This is a genomic window from Pedobacter sp. HMWF019 (assembly GCF_003061025.1).
Lineage (GTDB): Bacteria > Bacteroidota > Bacteroidia > Sphingobacteriales > Sphingobacteriaceae > Pedobacter.
This window is the reverse complement of record NZ_QAIL01000108.1, coordinates 1-12,257: the sequence shown is the minus strand read 5'-3', so window position 1 is coordinate 12,257 and position 12,257 is coordinate 1. Positions and strand designations below refer to the sequence as shown.

Annotated in this window: 9 protein-coding genes; 5 read left to right on the top strand and 4 right to left on the bottom strand. The window is 38.3% G+C overall.

Going from position 1 to position 12,257, the window contains the following annotated elements; translation table 11 throughout:
* Positions 1-298 precede the first annotated feature (298 nt).
* Positions 299-1,018 (top strand): sterol desaturase family protein, encoded by a 720-nt coding sequence (locus tag DBR11_RS30085; RefSeq protein WP_369974421.1) that lies wholly within the window; start codon positions 299-301, stop codon positions 1,016-1,018.
* Between the two features lie 192 nt (positions 1,019-1,210).
* Here DBR11_RS30085 and DBR11_RS06780 read toward each other — a convergent pair whose 3' ends face one another.
* The gene (locus DBR11_RS06780; protein WP_108550887.1) at positions 1,211-1,810 is read right to left on the bottom strand and encodes a GIN domain-containing protein; all 600 of its coding nucleotides are present in this window, start codon (positions 1,808-1,810) and stop codon (positions 1,211-1,213) included.
* Positions 1,811-2,019: 209 nt separating this feature from the next.
* Here DBR11_RS06780 and DBR11_RS06775 point away from each other — a divergent pair, with 209 nt between their 5' ends.
* Positions 2,020-2,820 carry an AraC family transcriptional regulator gene (locus DBR11_RS06775; protein WP_158275228.1) on the top strand — a complete coding sequence of 267 codons (801 nt, stop codon included), beginning with the start codon at positions 2,020-2,022 and terminating at the stop codon, positions 2,818-2,820.
* Positions 2,821-2,886: 66 nt separating this feature from the next.
* Entirely contained in the window at positions 2,887-4,290 is a 1,404-nt protein-coding gene (locus tag DBR11_RS06770) for a S41 family peptidase (protein WP_108550882.1), read from the top strand.
* Positions 4,291-4,317: 27 nt separating this feature from the next.
* Here DBR11_RS06770 and DBR11_RS06765 read toward each other — a convergent pair whose 3' ends face one another.
* From DBR11_RS06765 to DBR11_RS06755, 3 genes are all read right to left on the bottom strand, one after another.
* Positions 4,318-7,383 carry a beta-L-arabinofuranosidase domain-containing protein gene (locus DBR11_RS06765; protein WP_108550880.1) on the bottom strand — a complete coding sequence of 1,022 codons (3,066 nt, stop codon included), beginning with the start codon at positions 7,381-7,383 and terminating at the stop codon, positions 4,318-4,320.
* Between the two features lie 265 nt (positions 7,384-7,648).
* Entirely contained in the window at positions 7,649-10,039 is a 2,391-nt protein-coding gene (locus tag DBR11_RS06760) for an ABC transporter permease (protein ID WP_108550878.1), read from the bottom strand.
* A 181-nt stretch (positions 10,040-10,220) separates the two neighbouring features.
* A complete protein-coding gene (locus tag DBR11_RS06755; protein WP_108550876.1) occupies positions 10,221-11,339 on the bottom strand; it encodes an acyltransferase in 1,119 nt (372 codons plus the stop codon).
* Between the two features lie 206 nt (positions 11,340-11,545).
* On the opposite strand from DBR11_RS06755, the gene DBR11_RS06750 reads away from it, so the two are divergent.
* Both DBR11_RS06750 and DBR11_RS06745 read left to right on the top strand, forming a co-directional pair.
* The gene (locus DBR11_RS06750; protein WP_108550874.1) at positions 11,546-11,983 is read left to right on the top strand and encodes a MarR family winged helix-turn-helix transcriptional regulator; all 438 of its coding nucleotides are present in this window, start codon (positions 11,546-11,548) and stop codon (positions 11,981-11,983) included.
* The coding region (locus DBR11_RS06745) for an Ohr family peroxiredoxin (RefSeq protein ID WP_108550889.1) at positions 11,983-12,257 on the top strand (275 nt) is incomplete at its 3' end. The genes DBR11_RS06750 and DBR11_RS06745, both read left to right, overlap by 1 nt.

Here is a 12,257-nt window from a genome sequence, read left to right as displayed (position 1 = left end):
GATTTATATATTTGTATTCTCTTGATTAATATGATGGAACATTTTAACTACCTGGCTTTTGCTATTCGCGCTTTTTTGTTTTTTCGTTTTTAGAATATCAGTTTGCCATAAGGGGAAATATGGGGAGCGTATTTAAATATGAAATCTCGGTGTCCAATCTTAGTATTTGTATTGCGGAAAGGCTCCTTAATCTTTTTATTTCAGCGAGTTTTTACAGTCTTTTTTTCTGGATATACATACTATGCTATTTTCAGTATCCCGAACAGGTGGTGGATATGGATTCTTTTGATTCTGTTCACTGATCTGGTCTTGGTATCATCGCCTTGGGCATCAGGTAAACATTCTTTGGGCAGCTCATATTGTACATCACCAGAGTGAGGAGTTTAATTACACTGTATCCGCCAGGATTACGATTTTTCAGGCGCTGATCAGAAATTTATTCTGGTGCGTAATACCTTTGTTGGAATTTCATCCTTCTATGGTGATTGTGATCCTTGTGGTTCACGGAGCATATTCTTTCTTTACCCATACTCAGTTGATTAAGAATCTTGGCTGGATTGAATATGTTCTTGTTTCCCCTTCTATACACGGCGTTCATCATGCCAGCGAAGAAAAATACCTGGACAAAAATTATGGCGATGTGTTTGTTTTCTGGGACAAGCTGTTTGGGACTTTTCAAAAGGAGGGAGAGCCGCCAAAATATGGACTGACCCACCCTGTTAAAAGTTATAGTTTTTTATGGCAACATTTCCACTATTATCTCGAGATCCTGGCGGCATGTAAAAATGAGACTGATTTAAAAGATAAATTAAAGATCATCTTTGGTCATCCATCGAATCTGGATCAGGAAATCCGGCCATTACTTGAAAAAAGATACCTTCAGCATAAAGTTTCTGCATCTTATCAGTTTAAATTCAAAGGTTATCTGAATGTACAGATTTTTGTTTGTGTGGTACTATTGACCTTAATCACCGGCCTGTATACAGTCATACAGAATTATTGTTACCACTGGTGTTAATTTTCTTTCTTGCAGAGCAGTTGTTTCGTTTCAGTCGTCTGTATCGAAATTATGTTTTGAGATATGATAAACTTTAGTGCCCATCAGGTTTAGATCGTAAAGAAACCTCTGTTGCATATTTTTTAAAGTCTAGTAACCAAATTAATAAATAAAAATGGAAGCATACTGGCTTCCATTTTTATAGCTGTTTCTTTAATATTCTTTAGAATTCTTTTCGAGTGCTAAGGTGTCCATTGAAAGGTATTGGGTATTGGAAGCTACAAAATTGTCAATGTTCAATCTTTGTGTGTTTCCCATCTCCAGCATATGGTCGTCGGTAGAACCACTTAACTTTAAGTTGGCATTATCCTGGAGAGAGGTGTATAGACCTTGAGTGCTTGTGCGGAGATCAGCTTTAGCATTTCCCTTTAAGAATATTTGGAGAAATTTCGTTTTTAGCCAGCCCTCGCTCCTAATTATTGCATTATCTTCTGCTTCAATTCTGTAGATGTCTTTTACATAAATAAAAAGTTTGCTTGATTCTTTACTGTCGCCGATAATTCGGAGCATGCCACCATTCTTTATAACTTTTACGCGACCTGTATTATCATCTGTATAAGAAACGCTTTCCGGGAGTCCTTGGACAATTATCACCTCAACATTTCCCTTTATGAAGATTTTTTTGATTGGAGTGATATTGGAAGTCCTTATTGGATTTTTATCTGTTGCGAAGACACTTACCGGAAGGAGAGCTGTGACTAACAGTAGTGCTGTAAGTGCTCTTGTGATTTTGATTTTGATTGAGGTTTTCATGGTTATATTTAACTATTTGAAACCATATAGGCCAAGCTTGTGCCAAAACGCAGATTTTTTTATAATATCCTTTATATCAGTGTTTTATTTTTGTTTTTAATGTCGTTGTGTTCGTTAACGAACAGTTTATGGACGCGAACGAACAGTTGAGTTCAATTATTATATTTGCCTGAAAGAGTATATCAAACGGAATCGAAACGAAGATGAGAATGGAATTTTATAGACCTGTAAACCAGGTCTTGCAAAGATACATAGAAGGGTATTATTTTATTTCCCCAGATGGAAATAATGAACGGTTACATTATTGGACATTTCCAAATAACTTCTTTATTGTATCAGTGAGCCAGGATATTGAGATTGAGACAAATGTTAATAAAATTTCGATTAAACCTTCGCTGCAAGACAACATCATTGCGAATTTTGTGTCGAGATATATCTCACCGATCGAAGTTTTGGTTGAGGGCGGGATAAGTGAGATCACGATCTACTTCAAACCGTTAGCGATCAATTATCTCTTTGATAATGCCCAGGAACTTTTGCAGATGGAAAATATGTTGGATTTTAATCCCTTTGCAGATTTTGTACCGGCAATGAAGAAAATTCTGCAGGAAAGTAATAGGGCCTTTCAGCGGCAAAGTCTGGAAGATTACTGGATGTCAAAACTTGAAATAACAGAACCAGGATTAATGGAGAGCATTGTATCTGATATAGAATCTGGCCTGAAGATAGAGGATATTGCCAGGAGTAATAACTTTTCGAGACAATACCTCAACAGGCTTTTTACCAGGAATATCGGTAAGCCGCCTTCAGAATTCTATAGGATCCACCGATTCAGAAAGGCGATAAAGAAACAAAAAGATATCAGCAACCTGACAGAACTGTCATATGAGAGCCTTTTTTATGATCAATCACATTTGATAAGAGATTTTAAACAATTGACCAATGTGAATCCCAATGCTTTCTTTAAAAAGGTAGATACGGGCAATGCAAATGTATGGCTATTTATATAGCGGTTTACATTTTTACAATTTTGGTTGTAGCGACTGAGCTATGTTTGTGGCTCAATACTATTTAATATGAAAACATTATTAATTTGTCTCACTTTCCATATATTTTCATTATCGATGTATGCACAGCAAACCAGTTGTAATTGTGCTGTGGTACTGGAAAAGCTGATAAAGAAAGTAGAGACCGAATATCCAGGTTTTACAGTAAAGACAAGGGAAAGATTTCCCTATGAAGAATTAACACAGAATTTGATATCAAAGGCCAGAAATACAGATGACCGCGCTTGCGAAAAAATACTTAAGATGTATACTGATTTCTTCAGGGATCCCCATTTATGGGTCGGTTCTAATGGATCTCCTTTTTCTTCGAACAGCGGTGGTACTTCAGAGTCTATAGCTTTCGATATTCGTGATTTCCAAGATAAGGTTAAGATGACTAAAGATGCGCTAGAAGGGGTGTGGTCAACGGAAGGTTATAAAATCGGAATCAAAAAGGTGAGTGAGAATGAGTATACAGGTTTTATTATCAATGCAAAATCAACGCTCTGGAGAGTCGGGGATATCAAGTTTAAATTATTTCAGGATGGCTCTTTTGAGTATGCATTACTAGACAGATCGAAAAAAAACGGGCACTATAGTATATACAGAGAGGGTATTTTATTTTTGGACGCAGTAGGAGTGGCATTGGTTAAAGAGGTGCCTTTGCCATTAGTGAGTGTTGCCCAACAGGAAGAAAAACTGAAGGAGATTGCGGGTTTCTATTTCAAAAAGTTATCCGCCAAAACGTCCATCCTTAAATTGCCTAGTTTTGAATATCAGTATCTTAACGAAATTGAAGAGCTGCTCTCGCGGAACAGTGCAAATATCGAAAACAGTGAGAATCTGATCATCGATCTTCGTGGTAATCCCGGAGGGACAACAGATGCTTATCAAAAACTTCTTCCGTATATTTCTGGGAAATACATACGCAACACTGGTGCAGAATTTTTGGCTACGCAAACCTATATTAACAATCTTTTGGCCTATAAAAATAGCCTGGATAAAAACGCATCCACCGAAAGAATAGACAAACAAATAGATAAGTTAAAAGAAAATCTGGGCAGTTTTGTGAATTTTACCGATACAGGTAAACCTATTTATATTGAACAAGTTGATCCCGTTGCCAAAAGCCCCCGAAACATTGTTGTCCTTGCTGATAAGGCGACGGGGAGCTCGGCCGAGTACTTTTTGTTCATTGCAAAGCAGAGTAAAAAGGTCAAGTTATTAGGCAAGCCTAGTTATGGTGCATTAGATTACGGCAATGCCTACCTGGTAGATTTTGGCTGTCCGGGTTACCAGGTTTTTATGCCTACCTACAGGGCGATGCGCCTGCCTGATTATCCAATAGACAATATCGGCATTCAGCCAGATGTTTATGTGGACAGTTCAGTGAAGGACTGGGTGGAATTTGCAGTGCGTTATCTTGAGGAATGAGAAGGTAGACGAACAAAACTCAAAGACCTATTTTAACGTCACATCCAGATAAACAGAATGACGCCCGTATGTTTCATAAAATGGTTTAAAAACCACATTATCAATAGTGAATTCTAATTGCTGCGGATCGCCTTTAATTGACCTGCCTATATCTTCAGCATCCAGGGTTACTTTACGCCATTCTTTTCTTGCTTCAGGTTCCTGAGCAGCCAGTAAAATCGGTCCATAGAACAGACTGGCTATGTTCTGCTGGTCCATAACCGGATCCAGATGAAATTGGAATGGCATTCTCAATTCTATGATATCGCCATCTTTCCATTTTCGGCTTATTTTAAGGTAGGTGCCTGGATCGGCCTGGAATTTTTGTTCTATACCATTGATCTTCACAAAAAATCCCTTGGTTGCCCAGCCCGGCACGCGTACATTGACATCAAATCTTCCATTGCCACGAATCCTCAGGCTGGTGTGGTCTTCATTTGGAAAACTTGTAGTTTGTTCTACTGTTATATTGCGTTCTGTCCATTTTAACGTAGACGGTATATATAGATTTACATAAAGTGCCTTGCCATCCTTACTTTTAAAGTAAATGGAATTTTGCAGCTTGGTACTGCTCTCAATTGCAGTACCATTGCAACAGGTAAAACCGGTCATATCTTCATTGCTGAATTGTTTAACAGAGCCTGGTCTGAGTGGAACATGATAGGTATTGGCAGGACTGTCTTTAGCTACAGAGGCTAGAATATGGTTGTACAAGCCACGTTCGTAATAGTCCATTAACTCTGCCCGCTGATCGAAGAGAAACAGTTCACTGGTCAATTTTAGCATATTGTATGTGGCGCAGGTTTCATTCTGTCCTCCAGAAGAGAAGCCATTTTCATACAATGTTGCGGGTTGGCTGATAAAACATTCCGCATTCGCTGGATTACGTGCACCTGCAACGCCTCCGATACTGTACATATAATCATTAACGGTCTTATACCAGAAATTATCTGCCACCTTGTAATATTCCGGGCTATTGGAAACCCGATACATTTCGATACTCCCTACAATCTGAGGTATATGTTGGTTGGCATGCAATCCGCGAAATGAATCTACATTTTTGGCCAGGCCTTGCGAATGCGCTGTGTCACCATAGAATACCTTAATGTTATCAAACAATTGAGCTGTTTTCAGGTACTTTGATTCACCGGTAATTCGGTATAGACGTGCGATGGATTCATTCATGCCTCCAAATTCTCCCGCAATGTAGGTATTCCACATTTTGATAAGCCTCTCCTGAGGCAATTGACTCAATCGTGCATATACCCAATTGCTCATGCCGGTAGCGATTTCAAGCGCTTTTTTGTTACCGCTCACTTCATATACATCTATCAGACCAGCTAAAATTTTATGTAATGTATAATAGGGTGCCCAAACCTGGTTCTTCTGGCCTCCGTACAAAGCTCCGTTTTCTAACATGATAAACTGATCTGGAGGATATGCACTGATGAATCCTTTGCCCCAGTTCCAATAATCGTTACGGATACCTTCATCACTAAGATCTGAATCAAAACTTGATTTTCCAAGGCCATATGGTACTGCTGTTGGGTCGGATACGTATTTAGTACCCGTATCTTTTGCCTTTCCGGATAGTTGTGATAGCTGATAAAGTGTATTTACCATATATTCCATTTTTCCGGAGAAATTGGCCTGAAGTGCTTTGTCATATCCTGTGCCCGCATAGGCTTGTGCAATTGCCGTAAGGTAGTGCCCTGTAGCATGCCCTCTTAATTTGGTATCCTGACTGTCCCATACACCTAGAGGTTTTGCACCTTCCGGCTGCTTTTGGCCAAAAGCATGCCGGAACATATAGAGAAAGGAGTTAGGGTCGGTTTTGGCTAATGTTCTTATAAACTTATCTCGATTTTCAATAAATTTGGTTTCGTGGTCATGAGCATCGCTTTTCAAAGAAACCTGATCCAAATTAAAGACTTCTAACTTAGAATCTGGTGTTGTTGATTTGCTGGACTCTTTTATGGTGACAAATGCCTTTGGCTGAAAATCGGTTCCGGCAATGCGTCCTGTAACGGTGTAATGTCCCGGCTTAAGAACAGTGCTGTTTTCGACAGGTGAAGGCCATATCACCCGCACTTTTGGACCTTTCATTTCGTTCCTGTACGTTCCCTGCAGGTAGCTTGGTAATCGTGGTAGATTTCCCACTTCCGTTTCCACTTCTACATCGGATACATGGACTAAATAAGTATTATAAAGCAGCGCCCCCGTTGGAGAAAAATGTGGGAGATCATCCTCGCGCTTAGCCGCATTTGCCGGACCTTCATGAACACCACCCAGGGAATTGTTATAAATTCCGGCAATTTGTCTTCTACTCAATGGAACACGATAAATGCGGAAATCATGTATCATGGCATTAAGATTGGGATCTCCGGTTGATAGAGATTTTCCAATATATAGCAGTTTTTTCTCTCCCGGTTGCTGGCCGAATACCGTTGTTAACTCCAATGGGATATCACTAGTTTGGCTCACCGGCTTACCATTGACATAAGCAATCATGGATTTTGAAGGAACATCTATTACTATAACAAGATGAACCCACTTGTTTATTTCAATAGCCGCAGAAACTGCCCCGTTTCTATTACCTTTTTCTATGGTTATCGAGGCCTGATATCCTTTTTGGGTAGTTGTCCCAACGGGGGCAGCAAAAAAATGTTTAGTTTCATCCTTCCCGAAATCAAAAAAACGTTGGCCAGGTTGATCAGAGCGTAAGTATATCCACGCTGATATGCTGAGTGATTCTATATCTTTTAATGTTTCTCCAGGGATCGTAAGAAAATTATTGTTGTCTCCAGTAAGCAACAGAACTTTTCCAAACCGGTTGTCATTAACAAATTTGACCCCGGTATCTTGGAATTTAGCGTGTAAATTATTTCGGGACCAGTCTTTGACATCTCCATCAAATAAATAGCGTGCAATCATTCCTGTTTCGCCAATTCCATCTAATATCTGGTCTCCATTTTGTGCCTGAGCGGTGTTATTACCCTGGATTAAGACAGTAACGAAGAGGATGACACGCAAGAATTCTCTATATATTTTCATCAGAATTTATTTTTTAAAAGGTTATGAAGCTATCATGCGTTACCAAAATTTATTCATTTCGGTCTGTGTAATGCTGCACATGATGGTTTCAGATTTACATCAATTCCTTGTTATTGTAAAACTATGAAGAATGCTTACGTTCTATAGCTCTATTTTTAACTAATAGATGCATGATATTAACCGGATATCCTTTTCTGAAACCAAAGACGTGTGTTGGCTCCGTAGAATTGGAAAGTATCCTGAAATTTGTTGCTGCAGGAAAATATTAGTCATGTTTTAAAGCATCTACCGGATTCTTTGTTGATGCTTTATAAGATTTTAAGATTGTAGTTACTAATGTTATTGCTATAGAAAGTATAAAGGCTAATGTAAATGGCCATATGTCTAAGCTAATCCGATAAGCGAACCCGGTTAACCAATGTGAGGTAAATAGGTAAGCCAGAGGCCAGGCAATGAGATTGGAAACCAAAACCATTTTCAGAAATGCACTATTTAATAAGCTGATGATTTCAAATGTCGAAGCACCTAGTACTTTTCTAATTGCAACTTCTCGTGTACGCCGTGCCGCAATAAAAGATATTAAGCCAAATAAACCTATAAAAGATATCAGAATAATTACAATGGCAGCTGTTTTAAAAAGTACTCCGGTAACACGTTCATTCTCATAATAACTATTAATATCATCATTCACAAAACTAGCAGAATGGATATAACTGGGAAAGGTATTGTTCCATAAAACCTCTATCTTTTTCATCACAGGCAGAAGTTGCTCACTGTTTATTTTAGCTGCAACTGCATAATAATTGCCTTTCTGAGGGTAGATAACTAAGGGTGAAATGGGTGCTTTAAGTGAGAGATCATTGAAGTCTTTGACTACACCTTCAATCTTCATATCATATCCGTTCGTAGTTAAGGTTTTGCCAATAGCGTCTTCTGCACGAGTTATATTCATCTTTTTCAAGAAGGTTTCATTAACTACACATCCTGTGGTAATCTCACTGTATCTAAATATTTTACCCGCAATTAGTTCCAGGTTAAAAAGTGCAAAATAGTTTTCATCAGCTTTTACATTTCTGAGTTCAAAGTTTGTGTTTTTTCTGCCATTATAACTGAATTCTCCAGAATTAACATTATCCGACATGGGAGCCGACTGACAAAAACTAATCATATCAATCCCTGCGATACCCAATGCTTGCTGTTTAAAGGTTTTGTACTTAGTCTGGCTTAAACTGTCACTTGGAATATTGATCATCGCAATTGCTTTCGTATTAAAACCCAGTGGTTTTCGCCGTAAATAGTCCATTTGGCTTACAATAACTAATGTAGATATAAGAAGTATGACAGTAATTGTCAATTGAACTACCACCAAGGTTCTTCGTAAATTTAAGCGATCTGTGTTTGTACTGATTCTGTTTTTAAGTGCTAAAACTGGGCTAAACCCAGATAAAACTAAGGCAGGATAAAAGCCAGCTAAGAAACTCACAAGAATCAGAAGACCAGCCATAAACAAAAAAATCACTGGCTGCCCGAAGAAGCTGAAAACAATCTTCTCATTGAAAAGGTTTTGAAGTTGGGGGAGCGCTAATTCTGTCAATACACATGCTATAATCATCGCGATAGTTGTGATAACAAGTGTCTCGGCAAGAAACTGCACAACAATTTGTTTGCGTTGGCCGCCCATAATCTTACGTATACCTACTTCTTTTGATCTGTTACCAGTTTGTGCGGTGGTTAGGTTGATAAAGTTGATTCCTGCTGTAAGGATCAGAAAAATACCGATAATACTTAATCCGTAAATTTCTTTTTTGGTAATTGAAACGTCTGAAAAGCTGCCATAACGGTTGTCAAAGTGAATATCTTTTAGTGGCTGCAGGGAATTGTTTTGCTTACCAGCTATATGTGCATCACCATAGTGTTTTTTATTGAATCGTGCTAAGGGTTTCGACATATCAGACAGAGTCACCCCCTCTTTCAATAATACATAACACTCCATGGCTGAATTTATCCCGTCCCAGTAAATGTATTTTTTACTGTTAAAAGTAGCATAACTGATTACAATATCTAAAGGGAAACTACTGTTTGCAGGCATGTCTTTAAATATGCCTGTTACTTTCAAATTTATCTTATTACCATAAGTTAAACTTTTGCCAAGAGAATTTTCTGTGCTAGAGAACAGCTTTTTTGCCATGTTTTCCGACAGAACTACAGTGTTGGGCTCAGTTAAAGACTTTTGAGGGCTTCCGTATAACCACAGGATATCAAAAATTTCAAAGAAATCTGGTTCAATATAGTAAACAGAATGTTCTGTTTTTATCTTGTCTTTTCCATTTTCATCTCTTACATGAATGATTCCCCCTCTTTTAATAATAACTCCAACTTTATCAAGTCCGGCAAGTTCATTTCTTGCTGCAACAGCCAAAGGAATCGGTATTCCTTTAGAAAAATCATTATAATTAGGATACTGCCAGTTGGTTACAAAACGAAAAATCCGGTTCTCATTTTTATAGTCTCGGTCAAAACTGAGTTGGTAATGAATAAAAATGAAGATTAGTATGCAGCAAGCCAGTCCAATTGATAACCCGAAAATATTTATTAAAGTATAACTTTTATTTTTCCAGAGGTTGCGCCAGGCAATTTTAAGGTTCAGACTAAACATTGCATCTATTTAGTGATAATATGCTAATAGTTGTGCCAAAGACCAAATTGCTTAAAAATGGGGTGCTGTAGTGGTTATTTGAGAACTGCTATTGTTTTGATGTTCGTTTTTGAACATTAACTGAGCGGTAGTGTACACTTATGGAAGTAAATCTTGTTTTTGTCTATGCTGTTTTTAATTTTTAGTTTAAAACGCCTCCAGCTTTTTGTTTGGCAAGCCCTTTATTCCGTTTATCGGTTAAATATTTCCTAACGGGGATATCATAAACGACCATGACAAGGTAGGCAGCTCCAGTCAGTAGTACTAGTGCTGTTATAATTATCAAGGACAGTTGTGTAGTGCCTACCTTATGACTTGTATAGTAATTACCGAACATCCATAATACGGCATAATGCGTCATATATAATGGGTAAGAGATCTTTCCTGAAAAGAGACAAAACTTTTTCAAACCAGGGGCTAAGGTAGCCCCTGCACCTAAAGCGATCAGCAGTGGAAAGTAAACAAGTACGATCAAGGGTTCTGATAACCAATTCCATTTTGAGGATGGCATTATAAAAGCCAGGGACAATAATATGGCTAAACCGATAAATCCCAGGTTGTTTTTGATGATCCAGTTGGAACGGTAAATAAGTAATCCTGCTAAAAATGAATACGATATCCGGGCGCTTCCGTCCCAAAAGGTTGGACCACTCCATCCGCCCAATAAATTGCCGGAACGATAACTCACCAGGCAAATAGCTGCCGCTGCGAGTAGGGTTAATAATACCAGGAAGTTCCGGCCAATTCGATAAAGCACAAACGCATAAAAAATATTAGCAACATATTCCCAAAATAATGACCATGCTGGCGCATTAAAACTGAATAGATTAAATCCACGGTCTTCTATTACAGGGAATGGAATAAGGAGTACCGAACACAAAAACGTAAGGATGATCTTGCCGCTGCTGTACAATTCGAGATGGCCTCCAAATGGGTCAAACAAAAATGCCAGCAGACCTAAAACCGACCCAGCTATAACCAGTGGGTGCAGTCTGATGACCCTTGATTTAAAAAACTCGAGAATACCCATTTTTCCTATACGATCGTCATAGGCATATCCAATCACAAACCCAGAAAGGCAAAAGAAGAAATCGACCGCTAAAAAACCGTGGCCGATAAAGTTCTGGCTAGGATCAGTGTAAGCCCATTCCATAAAATGAAATATTACAACTGCCCAGGCGGCAATACCTCTTAGTCCGTCCAGAATTTCAAAATGCTGTTTTGTTTGTAGAATTGTGGTGGTGGTCTTGTTTGTATCCATATTTGTCGTTGCGCCAAGATATCCAGAATTAGTAATCTAACCAAATTTTATATACGAAGACCTCTGGTACCAAAGTGGGAGAGGCTTGAGATCCCTTATAGTCTATAATCATGCAACCGTCAGATTTCATAGGAGCAGACATTGTTTGTTGAAATTAAATTGTGTGCAATTTAATCTTACACTATATTTGTGCTTGAAATTTTGACATGACAGATCAATTAAAATTAGAAAATCAATTGTGCTTTCCTGTTTATTCCTTAGCCAAGGAGATTGTTAATCAATATCGTCCTTTCCTGGATAAATTAGATTTAACCTATCCGCAGTATTTAGTTATGTTGGTTTTATGGGAGCAAAGACAACAAACGGTTTCAGAACTGGGTGAAAAACTCCATCTGGATAGTGGAACACTTACTCCTTTATTGAAACGTTTAGAACAAAAAGAACTAGTATCTAGGGATAGGAGCAAGACAGACGAACGTGTTGTGTGTATTTCTCTTACAGGAAATGGAGAAAGGCTACAAGAGCAAGCTTCTAAAGTGCCTGAGCAGTTAATTAACTCGATGCACATCGCAGTAGAAGAATTAGAAACTTTGAAAATTTGTATTCAAGATATACTTACAAAAATCAATCAACATAAAAAATAATGAAATCAATGTACACAATTGGCGCAACAGCCACAGGAGGCAGAAATGGCCATGTTAAAAGTGAAAATGGTATCTTAGACTTAGAAGTAAAAATGCCTAAAGCCCTTGGAGGTGCAAATGATGATTTTGCAAATCCAGAAATGCTTTTTGCAGCAGGCTATTCAGCTTGTTTTGATAGTGCTTTAAATCGTGTTATTACTTTGTCAAAAGTACAAACCGGCGAAACTTCGGTTAACGCAAAGGTTAGTATTGGACAGATTGAAAATGGAGGTTT

What these genes read in the sequence shown, in the direction of transcription:
- DBR11_RS06780 (WP_108550887.1), bottom strand. Translation starts at nt 1,810, where the DNA reads ATGAAAACCTCAATCAAAATCAAAATCACAAGAGCACTTACAGCACTA.
- DBR11_RS06775 (WP_158275228.1), top strand. Translation starts at nt 2,020, where the DNA reads ATGGAATTTTATAGACCTGTAAACCAGGTCTTGCAAAGATACATAGAA.
- DBR11_RS06770 (WP_108550882.1), top strand. Translation starts at nt 2,887, where the DNA reads ATGAAAACATTATTAATTTGTCTCACTTTCCATATATTTTCATTATCG.
- DBR11_RS06765 (WP_108550880.1), bottom strand. Translation starts at nt 7,383, where the DNA reads ATGAAAATATATAGAGAATTCTTGCGTGTCATCCTCTTCGTTACTGTC.
- DBR11_RS06760 (WP_108550878.1), bottom strand. Translation starts at nt 10,039, where the DNA reads ATGTTTAGTCTGAACCTTAAAATTGCCTGGCGCAACCTCTGGAAAAAT.
- DBR11_RS06755 (WP_108550876.1), bottom strand. Translation starts at nt 11,339, where the DNA reads ATGGATACAAACAAGACCACCACCACAATTCTACAAACAAAACAGCAT.
- DBR11_RS06750 (WP_108550874.1), top strand. Translation starts at nt 11,546, where the DNA reads ATGACAGATCAATTAAAATTAGAAAATCAATTGTGCTTTCCTGTTTAT.